General features: G+C 72.2%; 16 protein-coding genes. 10 read left to right on the top strand and 6 right to left on the bottom strand.

Features of this window, described 5'->3' with window-relative positions; all coding sequences use genetic code 11:
- Positions 1-287: 287 nt before the first annotated feature.
- The 4 genes from PSH03_RS01505 to PSH03_RS01520 all read left to right on the top strand — a co-directional run bounded on the left by PSH03_RS01505 (position 288) and on the right by PSH03_RS01520 (position 4,297).
- On the top strand, positions 288-1,403 hold the full coding sequence (locus PSH03_RS01505; protein WP_238688023.1) for an NHL repeat-containing protein: 1,116 nt from the start codon (positions 288-290) through the stop codon (positions 1,401-1,403).
- 29 nt (positions 1,404-1,432) lie between these two features.
- The gene (locus PSH03_RS01510) at positions 1,433-2,482 is read left to right on the top strand and encodes an NAD(P)H-dependent flavin oxidoreductase (protein WP_210784060.1); all 1,050 of its coding nucleotides are present in this window, start codon (positions 1,433-1,435) and stop codon (positions 2,480-2,482) included.
- A 71-nt stretch (positions 2,483-2,553) separates the two neighbouring features.
- Positions 2,554-3,648 carry an SRPBCC domain-containing protein gene (locus tag PSH03_RS01515; protein ID WP_238688093.1) on the top strand — a complete coding sequence of 365 codons (1,095 nt, stop codon included), beginning with the start codon at positions 2,554-2,556 and terminating at the stop codon, positions 3,646-3,648.
- 13 nt (positions 3,649-3,661) lie between these two features.
- Positions 3,662-4,297, top strand: a complete 636-nt coding sequence (locus PSH03_RS01520) for a CG0192-related protein (protein WP_238688024.1) — start codon at positions 3,662-3,664, stop codon at positions 4,295-4,297.
- A 45-nt stretch (positions 4,298-4,342) separates the two neighbouring features.
- On the opposite strand, the gene PSH03_RS01525 is transcribed toward PSH03_RS01520, so the two are convergent.
- Positions 4,343-6,379: a glycosyl hydrolase family 28-related protein gene (locus PSH03_RS01525; RefSeq protein WP_238688025.1), complete on the bottom strand. Its 2,037-nt coding sequence runs from the start codon at positions 6,377-6,379 to the stop codon at positions 4,343-4,345.
- A gap of 219 nt (positions 6,380-6,598) precedes the next feature.
- On the opposite strand from PSH03_RS01525, the gene PSH03_RS01530 reads away from it, so the two are divergent.
- From PSH03_RS01530 to PSH03_RS01540, 3 genes are all read left to right on the top strand, one after another.
- Complete coding sequence (locus PSH03_RS01530) at positions 6,599-7,693, top strand: PIN domain-containing protein (protein WP_210784064.1); 1,095 nt, start codon at positions 6,599-6,601, stop codon at positions 7,691-7,693.
- 312 nt (positions 7,694-8,005) lie between these two features.
- Positions 8,006-8,227, top strand: a complete 222-nt coding sequence (locus PSH03_RS01535; RefSeq protein WP_030335934.1) for a hypothetical protein — start codon at positions 8,006-8,008, stop codon at positions 8,225-8,227.
- Positions 8,228-8,736: 509 nt separating this feature from the next.
- Complete coding sequence (locus tag PSH03_RS01540; RefSeq protein ID WP_210784065.1) at positions 8,737-8,913, top strand: hypothetical protein; 177 nt, start codon at positions 8,737-8,739, stop codon at positions 8,911-8,913.
- A 42-nt stretch (positions 8,914-8,955) separates the two neighbouring features.
- On the opposite strand, the gene PSH03_RS01545 is transcribed toward PSH03_RS01540, so the two are convergent.
- The 4 genes from PSH03_RS01545 to PSH03_RS01560 all read right to left on the bottom strand — a co-directional run bounded on the left by PSH03_RS01545 (position 8,956) and on the right by PSH03_RS01560 (position 12,847).
- Positions 8,956-9,483, bottom strand: a complete 528-nt coding sequence (locus tag PSH03_RS01545; protein ID WP_238688026.1) for a DUF1062 domain-containing protein — start codon at positions 9,481-9,483, stop codon at positions 8,956-8,958.
- A 260-nt stretch (positions 9,484-9,743) separates the two neighbouring features.
- Entirely contained in the window at positions 9,744-10,805 is a 1,062-nt protein-coding gene (locus tag PSH03_RS01550) for a Gfo/Idh/MocA family oxidoreductase (protein WP_210784067.1), read from the bottom strand.
- A gap of 96 nt (positions 10,806-10,901) precedes the next feature.
- On the bottom strand, positions 10,902-11,567 hold the full coding sequence (locus PSH03_RS01555) for a response regulator transcription factor (RefSeq protein ID WP_210784068.1): 666 nt from the start codon (positions 11,565-11,567) through the stop codon (positions 10,902-10,904).
- Positions 11,555-12,847 (bottom strand): sensor histidine kinase, encoded by a 1,293-nt coding sequence (locus PSH03_RS01560; protein WP_238688027.1) that lies wholly within the window; start codon positions 12,845-12,847, stop codon positions 11,555-11,557. The genes PSH03_RS01555 and PSH03_RS01560 overlap by 13 nt, the downstream gene beginning before the upstream one ends.
- 162 nt (positions 12,848-13,009) lie before the next feature.
- Here PSH03_RS01560 and PSH03_RS01565 point away from each other — a divergent pair, with 162 nt between their 5' ends.
- The 3 genes from PSH03_RS01565 (at position 13,010) to PSH03_RS01575 (ending at position 16,189) form a co-directional block, all read left to right on the top strand.
- Complete coding sequence (locus tag PSH03_RS01565) at positions 13,010-13,705, top strand: SDR family NAD(P)-dependent oxidoreductase (protein WP_210784070.1); 696 nt, start codon at positions 13,010-13,012, stop codon at positions 13,703-13,705.
- Positions 13,699-15,333 carry an MFS transporter gene (locus tag PSH03_RS01570; protein WP_238688028.1) on the top strand — a complete coding sequence of 545 codons (1,635 nt, stop codon included), beginning with the start codon at positions 13,699-13,701 and terminating at the stop codon, positions 15,331-15,333. Before PSH03_RS01565 ends, PSH03_RS01570 begins: the two co-directional genes overlap by 7 nt.
- Positions 15,334-15,421: 88 nt before the next feature.
- A complete protein-coding gene (locus PSH03_RS01575; protein ID WP_238688029.1) occupies positions 15,422-16,189 on the top strand; it encodes a TetR/AcrR family transcriptional regulator in 768 nt (255 codons plus the stop codon).
- Between the two features lie 25 nt (positions 16,190-16,214).
- Here PSH03_RS01575 and PSH03_RS01580 read toward each other — a convergent pair whose 3' ends face one another.
- Complete coding sequence (locus PSH03_RS01580) at positions 16,215-17,036, bottom strand: helix-turn-helix transcriptional regulator (RefSeq protein WP_210784073.1); 822 nt, start codon at positions 17,034-17,036, stop codon at positions 16,215-16,217.
- Positions 17,037-17,054 lie beyond the last annotated feature (18 nt).

The following is a 17,054-nucleotide window of genomic DNA, read 5'->3' on the forward strand; positions in this document are numbered from 1 at the left end:
GCACGCCGGTCAGCGTCACGACCGGCGGCAGTGGCCCGCGGTCGGATTCCGTACCGTGGTGGCCGCCCCCAGTTCCCAGGCGCAGCGGGTGCCCGTGAACGACGAAGAGCGCCGGCGGGGTGTCGATCTCGTCGAGGTCGTGGCCGGGAAAGACCTCGGTGAGGATGGCGGCGGCCTCGGCCCGGTCGGGTTGCGGTCGGCGCGTCCCCCCGATGACCGCCGACCGTGGCCGGGATCAGCCAGGATGGGCGGGTGGCCGGTCACGGCCGCGACGAGGAGGGTGGGCGATGCGGGTACGTGGACGGTTGACCTGGGGGCGGCGTGCTCGTGCGGGGGCGGTACTGACCGCGTTGCTCGCGGGCATGCTGCCCCCGGCCGTGGTGCTGGTGCCGGCCGCTGCCACGGCGGGCGCGGCAGCGGGGACGCCGGTCTGCCAGGTGCGCGACGACCGGCTGCGCGAGATCTCCGGGATGGTCGCCACCGACGACGGGTACGTGGTGATCAACGACGGGGCCGACGACGAGGCCCGCCGCCGGATCTTCTTCCTCGACCAGCGCTGCGCTGTGGTGCGCACCGTCTCCTTCCCGTCCCGGCCCCGCGACACCGAGGACATGGCCATCGGCCGGGACGGCACCGTCTGGGTCGCCGACATCGGCGACAACGACCGCACCCGGTCGACTGTCGGCGTGTGGCGGCTCGCGCCGGGGGCGAAGCAGCCGGTGCTGCACCGGATGACCTACCCGGACCGTCCGCACGACGCCGAGGCGCTGCTGCTCGACGCGTCCGGTCGGCCGCTGATCGTCACCAAGGGCGGCAGTGGCACGGTCTTTCTGTACGCGCCGGCCACCGCGTTGCGGCCGGACGCGACGACGCCGCTGACCGCGCTCGGCCAGGTGACAGTGCCCTCGACCACGACCAGCAATCCGTTCTCGTTCCTGGGCCGCGGGGTGATCACCGGCGCGGCGAGCGCACCGGACGGACGGCGGGTGGTGCTGCGCAGCTACGCCGACGCCTTCGAGTACGACGTGCCCGACGGCGACGTGGTTCGCGCGTTGACCACCGGCACCCCGCGGATCACCCCGTTGCCGGACGAGCCCCAGGGCGAGTCGATCACCTACAGCCGGGACGGGCGGTCGTTGCTGACCGTCTCCGAGTCCGCCGGTCAACCAGCCGGCACCCGCCCGACGATCCTGCGCTATCCGGCCACGGCCACCACGGTCACCGCCGCGCCCTCCACGGAGTCCGTCGACCCGGTGTCGCCCACTGCGGTCCGTCCGGCCGCCGGAGAGGTCGACGGCGGAGAGGGCGCGCGGACCTGGCCGCTGGCCCTCGGCGCGGGAACACTGCTGATCCTGCTCGGGTTGGCCGGCGTGCTGCGGTGGAGGCACACCGCGCGCCGGTGAGCGGGTCGGTCCTGCGGCAGGATGGGGGGATGTCCGTCCTGTCCACGTTGCGCCACCCGATCATCGCCGCCCCGATGGCTGGTGGCCCGTCCACGCCTGCGCTGGTGGCCGCCGTGTCCGCCGCGGGTGGGCTGGGCTTCCTCGCCGCCGGGATGATCGACACCGGCCGGCTGGTCGCCGACGTCGCCGACGTCCGCGCGCGTACCGATCGGCCGTTCGGCGTGAACCTTTTCCTTCCCGACCCTGGCGACGTCGACGAGGCCGCCGTTCGGGCGTACGCCGAACGGCTCGCCCCGCAGGCCGCGCAACGCGGCGTGAGCCTGGGCGAGCCGGTGGGCGGCGACGACGCGTACCCGGAGAAGCTGGCCGCGTTGCTCGCGGACCCGGTCCCGGTCGTGTCCTTCGTGTTCGGGCTGCCCGACCGGGCGGCGGTGACCGCCCTGCGCGAGCGGGGCACCGAGGTGTGGGCCACCGTCACCCGCCCGGACGCCGCGACCGCCGCCGCCGACCTGGGTGTGGACGCGGTGGTGGTGCAGGGCACCGAGGCCGGTGGGCATCGCGGCGGCCTGCCGGACGACGACGACTTCGGGTTGCTGCCGCTGCTCCGGCTGACCGCCGCCCGCTGTGACCGGCCGTTGGTGGCCGCGGGTGGCCTCGTCGACGGGCCCTCGGTGGCCGCCGTGCTGGCTGCCGGCGCCGCCGCCGCGCAACTCGGCACGGCCTTCCTGCGCTGTCCGGAGGCGGGCAGTTCGCCGATGCACCGGGCGGCGGTGGCCGGTGCCGCGCCGACCGCGTTGACCCGGGCGTACACCGGTAAGCGGGCCCGTGGCGTGGCCAACGACTTCCTGCGCGAGCACGACGCGGTGGCACCGCGCGGTTACCCCCAGGTGCTGCACCTGACGCGTCCCCTGCTCGCCGCCGCCCGGCGCGACGCGGACGCATCGGTGGTCAACCTGTGGGCCGGGCAGGCACACCCGCTGGCTCGGGACATGCCGGCGGCGCAGGTGGTCGCCGAGGTGAGCGCCCACGCCCGGGCCGCGCTGGCCACAGTGGTCGAGCGGTCCAGCCGCTGGGGCTGACCAGGACGCCGGCAACCGTCTCGGGCGGGCGGGACAGGCCGGGCGGGGCAACCCGTTAGAGTCTCGCCGTGATGGAGATCGGTGCGCAGGTCGAGCTTTCCCACCCGGCTGAGCGGGTCTGGCGCGCCCTGACCGATCGGGAGTTGCTCGGCCGGTGGTTCGCCGAGGCCGAGATGGTCGAGGGCGTACCGGACCGGATGCTGCTGCACACCGCCGGCCTGCCCGGCTTCGAGGCCAACGTCGAGGTCGAGGTGACCGAGCGGCAGGAACCGGACCTGCTCGTGCTGGCCTGCGACGAGGCAGGCCGGCTCAGCGAGCTGACCTGCACGGTCACGACCACGAAGCAGGGCTGCCGGCTGGAGCTACGGGAGGTCAGCACGCACGGCGCGTGGTCCGCCGAGCAGCACGAGCCGCGCGAGCAACAGCTCCGGCAGGCGCTGACGGTACGGCTGCCGGCCATCCTCGACTGGCTCGCCTTCCAGCAGGTCGACCTGCGCCGGGCCGACGGTGGGATGACCGCGGAACTGCCGCTGATCGGCGTACGCGGCAGGGCCGGCCGCAACCCTCGTCGGCGTCGCACGCTGGTCGCCGTGGTCGCGGGTGCCGTGTTGGTGGCGGGTACGGCGGCATGGGTGACGTTGCCGCCCGACTCGAAGCCGTCCGCCGCGCCCGCGCCGACCGCGACCGCGTCGCCTACCGTGACGGCCGGCACGGTGACCGTCGCCCCCACGGCGACCCCCTCGGCGCGCCCCTCCCGGACCACCGCGTCGGCGACCACCTCGCCGAGTCGGACCCCGTCGGCGAAGCCCTCGCGGACACCCGCGTCGGCTGCGCCACCGCCACCTCCACCACCGGCGCCCGTCACGGCCCGATACGAGACCGACTCCGACCGACTGTTCGGCTACACCGGCGAGATCGTGGTCCGCAACCCCGGTGGCGCACCGGTGGCGGACTGGGCAGTGGTGGTCACCCTCGCCGAAGGCACCACAGTCGACGACGTCGACGGCGCGAACTGGCGACAGGACAGACAGGTGATCACCTTCACCGGAGCCGCCCTGGCGGCCGGGGGATCCCAGACGATCAGCTTCGACGTCCGCGACAGCCGGCCGAACGCCCGGGAGCCGGAGGGCTGCACGATCGGCGGGCAACAGTGCGCGGGCCTCTGACTAGGCTGCCGTCATGGCACTGCTGCACAGGGCGACCCTGCACCCCACGAAGCTGGACCTGCTGACGGCCTGGCTGCCCGACCGACAATGGTTCGCCGGACCGACCGGCGTCGAGGTGGTGAGCCGGGGCGCCTACCGCTTCGACGACCCGGCCGGCGAGGTCGGCATCGAGACGATGCTGGTCGGTGCCGCCGACGGGCCGGTCCACCATGTTCCGCTCACCTACCGCGCCGCGCCCCTCGAGGGTGCGGACAGCTGGCTGGTCGGCACCACCGAGCACTCGGTGCTCGGCCGGCGCTGGGTGTACGACGGCTGCGTCGACCCGGTGTACGCGGCCGCGCTGGCCCACGCGATCCTCACCGGCAGCGGCCAGGCGGAGCAGTACTTCGAGGTCGGCGGCCGGCGCGAGGTGCGTGAGCCGACGGTGACTGTCGTCGTCGACGGCGCCGCCGACGCCCAGGTGCCGGTCGTCGGCGCGGTGAGGCGGGTGGTCGACGAGGACCGCACGCTCATCGACACCGACACCGTCGAGCTGGTCGTCGTGCGCCGGCCGGGAGCCGGGGCCGACGGGCCGGCCGGGGGCACGCTGCGCGGCAGATGGCACGGTCAGTCCACGACCGTGCCTTTGGCGTACGCCAGGACGCGCTGATCGGTGTGCGGTGGGCGGCCCGATCGCTCGGGCCGCCCACCGCTGTCACCACTGCGCCGGAGGCGGGGGCGGCGACACGGGCGGCCGGTCGTCGCAGGTGATGGTGTTGGGCAGCAGCCACGGCGCGAGCCACCCGCCGTCGTTGCCGCCGAGGTCGGTCAGTGTGAACTCCGAACCGGCCGGGGTGAAGTGGAACGATCCGCAGTTGTTGACGCCGACCGCGCCAACGTTGCGGGCGTCCACGTTGGCGAACGAGGCGGAGCCGGCCGCGCGGGCGCTGACCACCGAGGTGCCGGTGCCGTCGACCCGGACGTCCCGGAACCGCGCATCGGAGATCGAGTAGAGATCCTTCACCGGCCAGTCACTGACCAGCATGATCGCGTTGTACGTGTTGTCCAGGTACGCGTCGCCGGTCACCTCGATGGGCGCCTCGATGCTGCGATCCAGGGCGAAGACCCAGATCGCGCCCAGCCCGATGTTCCAGTTCAGCTCGTACGTGCCGGCGCGGGCGGTGGTGTTGTTGGTGAACCGCAGGTACCCGGTGAACGGCTCCGCGCCGAAGCGGGCACCGGCGTGCAGGCCGCTGCCCTCGCGTACCGGGTCGGCGACCAGGTTGTGCGAGACGGTGGTGTCGGTGCCGCCGTAGATGGCGATGCCGTTGGCCAGGGTCGGTGACTGCACTGTGTTGTGGTCGAACGTGTTCCGCGCGTTGGCCGTCTTCTCCGACCACATCGCCAGGCCGTCGTCGCCGGTGTTGCGGACGAAGTTGTGCGACACGAGGGAGTCGGTCACGCCGGTGTGGAAGTTGAGCGCGTCGGCGATCTGGTCGACGATGACGTTGTTGGTGACCCGGACGTTGCGCATCGGGCCGTCGAACCACAAGCCGGCCTTGGTGTGGTGCAGGTAGAGCCCGTCGATGGTGGAGTCGCTCATCGCCCCACCGATCGCGTTGACCTGGTCGGTGTCGATGCGCTCCCGCACGTCGCCCTCGATGGCGAAGCCGGAGAGGTGCACGTTACGGCTGCCGCCGTCGGTGGCGTCCCGACCGTAGAACCCGACTCCGGTGTGCATCGAGCCGTCCGGTGCGGGGGTCGGCAGGGCGACCTCGCGGCCCTTGATGGTGGTGTACCAGTTGCCGGCGCCCTCGATGGTCACGTCGTCGACGATGATGTGCCGGTTGACCTGGTAGGTGCCCGGCGGGACGTACACCTTGAGGTGGGCGCGCCGAGCGAAGGCGATGGCCCGGTCCAGCGCGTCGGCGGAGTCCCGCCGGCCGGTGGGGTCGGCGCCGAAGGCGAGCACGTTCGCGGCGAGCAGCCGGACGTGTGGCGGCGCGACCAACTCGGAGTCGAGCAGGTCGATGACGGTCCAGGCGGCGGCGCTACCGGGCGGCGCGGTGAGCCGGACCTTGTCGCCGGCCCGGTAGGTACGCCCGAGCAGCAGCCGCTGCTCGTCGTAGAAGTGGGTGGGCCGGAACGGCTTGTCGATGCTCGGGTACGGCGTGGTGGCCGACGGCACGCACTGGCACTCGGTGATCCACCAGTCCGGGTGCAGCAGCCCGGCCTGTGGGTCGTTGGTGAACGGGTACTGGTTGTAGAGCCACGAGTACTGCGACGTGAGCGTCATGGTGCGCAGGTGCTTGCCGTTGACGGCGACCCGCAGCGGGGCGGTGATCCCACCGCCCTCTGGCGCGTCCGGGATGCTGTACCGCACGGTGATCCCGTTCGCCGCGCTGGGCAGGACGAACTCCACGTACTCCCCGGGGGTGAGCCGGACCGCCCGGCGGCCGGAAGCCTCCGAGGGCAGCGTGTAGGCGGTCCGGTCGGGCCCGATGATCTCGCCGTTGGTGCGGGCGTTCTCCGCTTCCTGCTCAAGGAAGTCGACGTCCGCGCCGCGTCCGGCGACCAGCGCCGGATCGAGTGCGGCCCGGGTGACCACCGGCTGCGCGCCGACGGGCGCGGGTGGACTGGCGGCGGCCGCGGTGGGCCCGGCGACCAGCACGGCGAGACCGGCCGCGAGCGCGACGGCGGTGCCGCTGGGCCGGCCGGGGCGTCCCCGCGCCGGCGTGAGGCTGCGAAACATCGGTGACCCTCCTGGGTGGGTGGTGGTGGAGGTCCGCCCGGCGTTCCCCCAACGCCCGACATTGATCGTCATGATGCAGCACCGGACAGGGCACTGCAAGACGTCTATCGAACAACGAAAATAAACGACTATGAGGCCGCAAGAAATGGACGGTCGTCGAGTTGAGGTGTCGCGCGTCGCCTACCCCGACCAGCTCATGCCCGGCGTAGGCTGATCCGCGTGGATCAAGAAGACCGGATTGCCCTCTTCCTCGATTACGAGAACCTCGCGTTGGGCGCGCGCGACCATCGCGGCGGCGCGGCCTTCGACTTCCGGCCCATCGCCGACGCGCTGGCCGAACGAGGTCGGGTGGTGGTCCGCCGGGCGTACGCCGACTGGTCCTACTTCGACGAGGACCGCCGGATGCTCACCCGGTCCCACGTCGAGCTGATCGAGATCCCGCAGCGGATGGGCGCGTCCCGTAAGAACGCCGCGGACATCAAGATGGCCGTCGACGCGATCGAGTTGGCGTTCGAGCGCGACTACATCTCCACCTTCGTGATCTGTAGTGGTGACAGCGACTTCACTCCGCTGGTGCACAAGCTGCGCGAGCTGAACAAGCGGGTCATCGGCGTCGGGGTCGAGGGGTCCACCTCGGGGCTGCTTCCCCCGGCGTGCGACGAGTTCCTGTACTACGACCGGCTGGAGGGCGTGGACATCCCGCCGGCCCGTGGTCGGCGCGCTCGTCCCGCCACCCGGCAGGCCGGCGCGGAGCAACGCCCACCCGAGCCGGAGCGGGAGCACGAGCCGGAGGTTGACCGCCGGCCGGCGGGGGAGGAGCCCGGCCGCGACGTGGACGCCCTCGCCGTGCTCGTCGCCCAGTCGGTCGCCGGGTTGCAGGGCAGCGCCAACGGTGAGGTCACCGCCTCCCGCCTCAAGCGCACCCTGCTGCGCAAGGACCCCACCTTCAGCGAGTCCGACTACGGCTTCCGTACCTTCGGCGAACTGCTGCGCCACCTCGCCGAGCGCAACGTGATCGAGCTGGCCGAAGGCCCGGCGAAGGGTGACCCCGAGGTCTCGCTGCCCGAGCACGGCGACCGCGAGGTGGCGTTCGGCCTACTCCGGGGCGTCGTGGCGGACCTGGGTAGCGGCGGCAACCCGGTGGCGTTGTCCGGGTTGAAGAACCAGGTACGCCGGGCCCGCCCCGACTTCAGCGAGAAGAAGCTCGGCTACCGCAGCTTCCTGCAGTTCTGCAAGGCCGCCGCCACCGCCGGCGTACTGGATCTGCGCTGGAGCCCCGAAGCCGACGACTACCTCCTGACAACCCAAACCTGACCGCGCTGCCCCCTCTCGTGTCTCCCGGGTGTCTCCCGCATGTCTCCCGCGTGTTGATCAAGAGGTTCGCGTCACCGGGAACGGGATTCGTGACGCGAACCTCTTGATCAACAAGGGTTGGGGGTGGGAGTTGCGGGGAGGGTGCAGAGTGGGGCGGGGTTCCTGATTCGCAAGTCAGGAGCGGGAGAACCGCCCGTTATGGTTTCGAACCGTCAACGGTTGGGCTGAAATGCGCCTGGAATGTCGCTCTTGCCCCGGTCCGGGCATACCTGCGCCGTACCCTCGGCGCGGGAATTGCTATACGGTCGGCGAATGAAGGTGGAGGAACACTGGTGGAACGGAGACACGACCCCGCGCGGGCGCCGGGACGTGTACATCCGTACTGACGGGCAGGGTTGGGAGGTCCGCGCCCAGATCGGTGGGGCGTCGGGTCGTGAGCGGGTGCAGCAGTGCCCCAGCCGGGCCTCGGCGGCCATCCTCGCCGACGCCTGGCGCGGCACCCACCCATCCTGGCGCGAGCTGAAGCAGCGCTGATCCGGCACCGGGCCGGGTCGGCAACGCTCCCGGGCTCCAGCCCGGCGCGCCCGCCGACCGGCCCGGCGCTCGGTACGTTGGTCCGCCGAAAGCGCTCGACTCACGCGTCACCGCTTCTGAAGCATGACGGAAGCAACATCTGCCAGAAGCGCTAACGCCCAATCCAGTTGCGGGCAGATGTCGCGACCTTGGCACTCAAGGCAACCGCCCGCTCGCCACGGCCTCTCCAGAGCCCGAGTCCAGTGCGTATCCAACACCCGTCAGTGTGACAACGGTTCAGCGGGCGATCATCGTCCTTCAGACACGCGGCTTGGTGGTGGGTCTTCAGGGCCGTGGCTTCTGGGTCGCGGAAGACGTGGGATCTCCTTGATCAAGTGATGAGAAGTAGGTCTCGAGGGGCAGATACAGCTGTTTTTCATCACTTGATCAAAGGGCAGCGGCAGACATCCGTGTCTCCGCCCTTAGGTCGGGTACCCGGAGGTCTGCCGGTCGCGCCCGATGGAGGTCCCATGTCGCAGGGTCCCGACGAGGAGAACCCCAGGCTCGACGAGGAGGTCCGGGAGGCCGAGCGGCGGCTCGCCGACCTGGCCACCTCGTCGGACGACGGGCTGACCGACGATGACGCGCTGACCGACGACGACGCCCGGACGCCGGACGAAGCCCTCTCCGAGGAGAGCGCCGGCTAGGGGCCTGCCCGGCGTTCTGCCGGACAGGCCCCGAGGAGCGGGTCAGCGCTTCAGCGTGAAGGTGAAGTCGCCGGAGAGCTTGCCGCTCAACCGGAACGCCGAAACGACCTTCCCCTCCGCTATCAGTCGGTCGACCTCGCCCCGCGACAGACCGCAACCCTCAGCGATCAGTCGGGTCGGCCGGACCGGGATCCGTGCCGCGTTGCGGACCGCGACGTCGATCACGTCGAGGTCCAGGTGATCCGATCCGCCGGTGTCGAAACGCCAGGCGTTGTCCCAGTCCAGGACGAATCGGTTTCGGTGCTGGACGGTCGGATCCCGGAGCAGTTCGGCGGTCAGGCCCGGGTCGTTGGCATGGAGCCGGTCCAGCAGTTCGGGTGGGATGGAGCGCACGGTCATCCGCTCCAGGACGGTGAGCTTCGCCGTCTCCCCGCACACGGTGCAGAGCGCGAGCAGCCAGACGTCGAGGATCTTGTGGTTGGCGTTGACACGGAACTTGCCGCTCGCCCGAAGGCGTTGGGACGCGCACGCGTGGCAACGGCGGCGAATGATCGGTAGGCAGGTGGGCACGACGGCCCAATTTATGAGCACAGAAGTACACCGGTTTTCAGTGAGAAGTCCGCAGCAAAAAGGAGCGCGGCGCAACTGCGCGACGCGCGACAGATCAGCTCTCGGGAGGTCTCACAGGGTGTACAACGGCACGTCCTTGCCTAGACGACCTGGTTGCGCAGCACGGTAACGGCGCACGGTGGCGCCGCTCCACTGGTTTTCGCGTACGCGTCAGGAGCCCGGGTGCCGGGAGGTACCGATCGCTCAGGTGTCCGCCCCGGTCAGGCGGTCGGGACCGGCAGCACCACGCCCTCGGCCGCCGACCGGTGGGCCAGCTCGATCAACTCGACAGTGTGGACGGAGTCCCGTGGGTCCACCGGCATCGGCGCACCGTCGCGCAGCGCAGCCGCCACCTGGGCGTAGAAGCTCTGGTACGCGCCGGGTTCGGTCGGCACCGGCCGCAGGTCACCGTCGACGCCGAGCAGGCCGTAGCGGTCCGACGGGACCTCGCCCCAGCCCGGCTGGTCCGGTCGGCCACCGTCGTGCAGCGCCGCCTCCTGCACGTCCAGCCCGTAGCTGGTGTAGCCGGCCCGGTCGCCCAGCACCCGGAGGCGCGGCCCGAGCTGCGCGGTCACCGCGCCCATCCACAGGTGCGAGTGGACCCCGTTGGCGTGGGTCAACGCCACGAAGGCGTCGTCGTCGACGGCCGCGCCCGCGCGGCGACGGTCCACCTCCGCGTAGACCCGGTCGACACTGCCGAACAACTGCACCGCCTGGTCGACGAGGTGGGCGCCGAGGTCGAAGAGGGCACCGCCGGCCTCTTCCGGACCGGCGAGCTCCCGCCAGCCCGGCTTGATCGTCGGACGGAACCGCTCGAACCGGGACTCGAAGCGCAGCACCTGCCCCAACTCGCCCTGCTCGACCAGGCGGCGGACGGTCAGGAAGTCGCCGTCCCAGCGCCGGTTCTGAAAGACCGTCAGCGGCACCCCTCGCTCGGTAGCCTCGTCGATCAGCACGCGGCCCTCAGCGGCGGTAGGGGAGAGCGGCTTGTCGACGACGACCGGCAGGCCGGCGGCGAGCGCCGCGCGTGCCATCGGCACGTGCTGCCGGTTCGGCGTCGCCACCACGACCAGGTCCAGGGCGTCCGGGGTACGCCACAGCTCGTCGGCGTCGTCGACCAGGCGGGCGTCCGGGAAGTGCTGTCGCGCCTGCTCGCGTCGCTGCGGATCGCGGGTCACGATGGCGTCGAGTCGCAGCCCGGGAGTCGCGGCGATCAGCGGCGCGTGGAACACCCGTCCCGCCAGCCCGTACCCCAGCAGACCAACCCGCAGCGCCTTCGTCATGCCGTTCCCCCGTCTCCCTGGTCGGCGCCCTGACCTGGGCGCCGGTACCGCTGAGAAGAATCTACGCCGGGGGCGGTCGGGCCCGATCTCGGCCCGTCAGCTCACCGGGTCGGCGCGCAGGTAGGTGAGGACCGCGAGCACCCGACGGTTGGTGTCGTCGCTGGGGGGCAGGTCGAGCTTCAGCAGGATGTTGCCGACGTGCTTGCCGACCGCTGCCTCGCTGACGTGCAGCCGCCCGGCGATCGACGCGTTGGACCGTCCCTCGGCGAGCAGCGCCAACACCTCGCGTTCCCGGGCGGACAGTGCGGCGAGCGGGTCGCGGGGGCGGTGCAGCAGTTGCCGGACCACGTCCGGGTCGATGGCGGTGCCGCCGCCGGCGACCCGGCGCAGCGTGTCGACGAACTCGGTGACCTCGGCGACCCGGTCCTTGAGCAGGTAGCCGACGCGTTGGCCGTCGCCGCTGTCCAGCAGCGCGGCCGCGTACCCGGTCTGCACGTACTGGCTGAGCACCACGACCGGGAGGTCAGGTCGCTCGGCGCGCAGCGCGACGGCCGCGCGCAGCCCGTCGTCGCGGCGGCCCGGCGGCATCCGGATGTCGGTCAGCACCAGGTCCGGTTGGTGGTCGCGGGCCGCCGCCAGCAGGTCCGGTGCGGAGCCGACGGCCGCGCACACAGTGAAGTCGAAGCGGGTCAGCAGCGCGACCAGACCCTCCCGCAGCAGCACCTCGTCCTCGGCGAGCACCACCCGGGTCACCGACGACATGGCAGCTCCACCCGCACCACCGTAGGCCCGCCGGGCGGGCTGGACAGCAGCAGCCGGCCGTCCACGGCGGCTATCCGGTCGGCGAGCCCGGTCAGGCCGGTGCCCCGGGCCGGGTCGGCGCCGCCGTGACCGTCGTCGGTCACCTCGACGACGAGGTCACCGCCGGCCCGGGTGAGGCGTACGTCGGCGTGGGTCGCCCGGGCGTGCCGGGCCACGTTGCCCAGCGCCTCGGAGACCACGAAGTAGGCGGTGGTCTCCACGATCTCCGGCAGCTCGTCGTACAGGTCGGCGTGCACAGCGACGGGGATGGTGGCGGCGTCGGCCAGCTCGCGTACGGCGCCGGCCAGGCCGAGGTCGGTGAGGCTCTGCGGGCGGATGCCGTGCACCAACTGCCGCAGCATCACCATCAGTCCCCGGGCCTGGTCGTGCGCCACGGCGAGTGGTCGGGAGGCGGGGGAGTCCTCGGGCACGTCCAGCCGGGCCAGCCCCAGCTGGAGGGTGAGGCTGGTGAGCCGGGGCTGTGCGCCGTCGTGCAGGTCGCGCTCGATGCGGCGGCGTTCGGCCTCGTACGCGCCGACCAGTCGGGTGCGGGAGCGGGTGACCTCGCGCAGCGCCGCCGCGTCCACCGGGTGGGCCAGCAACCACCGGGCCACGGCTGCCTGGACGGCGGCGAGCAGACCGACGGCGTACCAGAGAACCGGGATCAGCAGCACCCCCACGATCGCGTACGGAATGGCTTCGCCGGTGCTGTCGATCGGCTGCCAGATCACCACCGGCTGGTTGGCGTCGCCGGCCAGCCAGGGGCTGGAGATCATTCCGAGGTCCAGCAGCACCAGCACCAGGAACACCCAGTAGGCGACCGGAGCGAACCCGCCCAGCCAGAACAGGTACGCCACCTCCCGCCAGGTCGCGGCGCTGCGGTAGCGGGCGACCAGGCCCGGCCACGGCGACGAGGCCAGCGGACGACCGTCGACGAGCCCGACGCGCCACCGCTCGACGACGGCCACCGGGAAGCTCACCAGCGGGGCCAACGCCAACAGGATGAGGCTGCCGGTCGCCAGGAACAGCATCAGGGCGATGCTCGGCGGTCGGCCGTGCTGGCGGAGCCCGTTGGCGGCGGCCAGCAGGGGCGCGCCGATGACGAGCAGCCCGACACCGAGGACGCCGGCGATCGGCACTGTGGTCACCAGGTAGGCCAGCGCGCGCCAGGGCCACCCGGAGATCAGCCAGCGGCGGCGGCGTAGCGCCTCGGCCAGGTGCGAAGGGGGTTGCGTGGTCATGCAGCAGACGCTAATCGGGAGCGACCGGGTGCCCCAGCCGTCCAGATCCACTCTTCGGGGTATGCCCAGCACTACCGGGGAACGGGTGTGCGGGGTCCGGAAACGGGAAGAACGCGCCGTCACGCGGCCCGCGTGACCTGTGCTGGCGGCGGCTGGAGAGACATGGGTGCCAGAACCTTCGTGGTGGTCGGCGGGACCAGCGGCCTCGGCCTCGCGGTGGCCCGACTGCTCGTCGACGAGCATCAGGTAGTGGTGTTCGGCGACGTGCCGGCCGAGGTCGCCGCCGCGACCGACGAGCTGGGTTGCGACGGCGCCGTCTGCGACATCTCCTCCTACGAGCAGGTCCGCGACGGGTTCGCCGAGGTGGTCGAGCGCTACGGCACTATCGACGGGGTGGCGGCCTGCGCCTCCATGTGGGCGGGCGGCGACCTGGGGGACCTGTCGGTGGAACACATCCGCCGGGCCGTGGAGATCAACGTTCTGGGCATCACCTACCTGCTGCGGGAGGCGGTGCGGCACCTGCACCGACAGGGCCACGGCAACGTCGTCTACATCGGCGCGCTGGCGCTGGCGGCCCCCCGGCCCGGTATCCCCGTCTACCGGGCCACCAAGAGCTACGGCAACAGCCTCGTCGACTCGCTGGCCGAGGCCCAGCACAGCAACCGGGTCAAGGTGATGCAGCTGCATCCCGGGCCGATGCCGACGCGGCTACAGGAACGGGTGGGCGCCGAGTTCCTGGACGAGGTGTACGCCATGCCCGAACAGGTCGCCACCGAGGTCGTCCGGTTGCTGCTGCTCGAGCCCGACGACCTCTACGTCTCAGGTGAGCGCGTGCTGCGCGCGGACGGGCGGTGGTGACGGCCGCAGCCGGACCCGCCGACCGTCCGGCCTCGGCCTGGGCGCCGCTGCGTACGGCGGTCTACCGCAACCTGTGGCTGGCCCTGCTCGCCGCCAACATCGGCACCTGGATGCAGACCGTCGGCGCGCAGTGGCTGCTGATCAACCACTCCAACGCCTCCACCCTTGTCGCGTTGGTGCAGACCGCCAGTCTGCTGCCGGTGCTGCTGCTGGCGTTGCCCGCCGGGGTGCTGGCCGACAGCTTCGACCGCCGGCACCTGCTGATCGCCGTGCAGCTGTTCCTGGTGGCGGTGGCGGTGGCGTTGACGCTGCTCACCCTCGCCGGCCGAATGCCGCCGGCGCTGCTGCTCACGCTCACCTTCGCGTTCGGGGTCGGGCAGGCGCTGACCCTGCCCGCCTGGGCGGCGGTGATCCCGGAGCTGGTGCCGCAGGACCAACTGCGGTCGGCGTCCGCGCTCGGTTCGATAAGCGTGAACGTGGCCAGGGCGGTCGGGCCCGCGGTGGCCGGCGTGCTGATCGCCCGTACCGGCGTCGCCCCGGTCTTCGGCATCAACGCGGTCGCCTTCGGGATCTTCGCGTACGCGCTGTGGCGCTGGCGGCCCGGTAACGCCCGCGCGGTCGAGGTGCCCGAGCGGTTCACCGCCGCGTTGCGCGCGGGCAGCCGCTACGTACGCCACTCGCCGACCGTCCGCCGGCTGTTGCGCCGTGCGCTGGTCTTCGTGGTCCCGGCCAGCGCGCTGTGGGCGTTGCTGCCGTTGGTGGCGAGTCGGCGGCTGGGGTTGGGCTCCGGCGGGTACGGGGTCCTGTTGGCAGCCCTCGGCGTGGGCGCCATCGCGGGGGGCGTGCTGCTGGCCGTGATCCGTACCCGGCTGTCGGCCAACCAGCTCCTGCTGATCGCCGGGGCGCTGTTCACAGTGGCGTTGACAGTGGTCGGCACCGTGCGGGTTGTGCCGCTGGTGCTGCTGGCCCTGCTGCCCGCCGGGATGGCCTGGGTGACGGTGCTGGCCAACGTCAACGCCGAGATGCAGCTCTTCCTGCCCAGCTGGGTACGGGCCCGGGGCCTCGCCGTCTACCAGGTGTGCTTCGCCGGTGGGCAGGCCGTCGGCGCGCTGCTGTGGGGGTTGGTGGCCGACATGGCCGGGCTGGTCCTCGCGTATCTGGCGGCGGCGGCGCTGATGCTTGTCGGCACCCTGACGAGTCGGATCTGGCCGTTGCCGGACCTGCGGTCGGTGGACCGCGAACCGGCGGCCTACTGGCCGCAACTGCACCTGGCGCACGAGCCGGACCCGGCTGTGGGGCCGGTGCTGGTGACCGTGCAGTACACCGTCCGGCCGGAGCGGACCCAACGGTTCCTGGCGGCGATGGACCTGGTGCGTGGCGCGCGGCAGCGGACCGGCGCGATGCGCTGGGGGTTGTTCCGCCCGGCCGAGACGGTGGACCGGTTCGTCGAGGTGTATCTGGTGCCGTCCTGGGACGAGCACCTGCGTCAGCACGGTGGCCGGTTGACCGGTGAGGACCGCGCGGCCGAGCAACGGGCCCGGGAGCTGACCGACGGGGAGCCCGAGGTCCGACACCTGGTGCCCGCCGCCGCCGGTCCGACGCTCTCCGACGACCGCGAGGCGCTCTGACGCACGCGTGGCGCGACCGCGCGGACCACCCGGGAGCAGACCGGCGCGGTCGTACGGCGTACGGCCGCGTTGTTAGGATGGCCGAACCATGGCGAGTGAGCGCAAGGCGACCGCGGACCCGGCCCGCAGCCTGGCCCTTCTCTGGCGCACCCGGGAGCCGACCAGCCGCAGCGCCGGTCCGGCGCTCAGCGTCGACCGGATCGTCCGGGTCGCGATCGACATCGCCGACGCCGAGGGGCTCGACGCGCTGACCATGCGTCGGGTCGGTGAGGCGCTGGGGGTCGGCACGATGTCGGTCTACACCTACGTGCCGGGCAAGGCCGAACTCGTTGCCGTCATGATCGACACCGCGTACGGCGAGATGCCGCGCCCCGCCGTCGAGGGCGACTGGCGGACCAGGCTGGAACGGATCGCCCGCGACAATCTGGCGCTCTACCAGCGGCATCCCTGGATGCTGCGGGCCGAGACGACGCGACCGGTGCTCGGCCCGCACCTGATGGCCAAGTACGACTACGAGCTCGGCGCGATCGTCGACATCGGGCTCACCGACGTCGAGGTCGACGCGGTGCTCACCCTTGTGCTGGGTCACGTGAAGAGCGCCGCCCGGGCCGCGTCCGAGGTGGTCGACCTGGAGCGCGAGACCGGCATGACCGACGGTCAGTGGTGGCAGTCGCACGCGCCCTGGCTGGAGACCTTCCTGAAGCCGGGCGCCTACCCGATCGCCTCTCGGGTCGGCACCGCGGCCGGCGAGCAGCACGGCGCCGCGTACGGCCCGGAGTACGCGTTCGAGTTCGGACTGCAACGTGTTCTCGACGGGATCTCGGTGGTGGTAGCCGAGCGGGCGGCCGACCGGTAGCCGGCCCGCTCCGGGGAGGGCGACGCTAGCGCGGTGCCGCCCGTCGAGCCAGCCGGGCCAGCGAGCGCGCCGACGGGCTGCCCGGCTCGGCGTGATAGACCACCAGCGACTGGTTGGTGCCGCTGATCGAGAGCTTCTCGTAGCGCAGCGCCAACTCGCCCAACTCCGGGTGCTGGAACACCCGCACCCCGCCGCCCGCACGGGCCGTGACGTCGTGCCGGGCCCACAACCGCCGAAACCGCTCGCTGCCGGCCGTCAACTCCTCCACCAGTTCGACGAGGCGGGGATCGTCCACGTCGGGGCCGACCTGTGCGCGCAGGCCGGCCACCGCGTTGGCCGCGACCGCCGTCAGAGCCGGGTAGAGCGCCGCCACGCTCGGGTCGAGGAAGACCGCGCGCAGCAGGTTCACCCCGGCGGTGAAGATCGGCGCCAGCGCGGTCGCGGCGGGGTTGGCGAACAGCACGTCCAGGTGTCGACCGTGCACGAAGGCGGGCGTCTCCGCCCACGAGCCGACCAACTGCCGGATGCCCACCGGCACCCGCTCCGAGGGGCGCGCCACCCGGCGCGGAGGCACCGGCCGGGCCAGGCCGTGCAGGTGTGCCGCGGCGTCCGCGTCCAGCCTCAACGCGCGGGCCAGCGCCTCGACCACCTGCGTCGACGGGTGCCGGTCACGCCCCTGCTCCAACCGCAGGTAGTAGTCGGCGCTGATGCCGGCGAGCAGGGCCGCCTCCTCGCGGCGCAGGCCGGGCACCCGCCGACGGCCGTGCGCGGGCAGGCCGACGTCGCCCGGCCCGATCAGTTCGCGCCGGGCACGCAGGTATTCGCCCAGCGGGCCGGCCGTGCTCACCCGCCCATCGTAGGAGCC

The sequence above is a fragment of the Micromonospora salmantinae genome (assembly GCF_022230905.1).
GTDB classification, from domain to species: Bacteria; Actinomycetota; Actinomycetes; order Mycobacteriales; family Micromonosporaceae; genus Micromonospora; species Micromonospora salmantinae.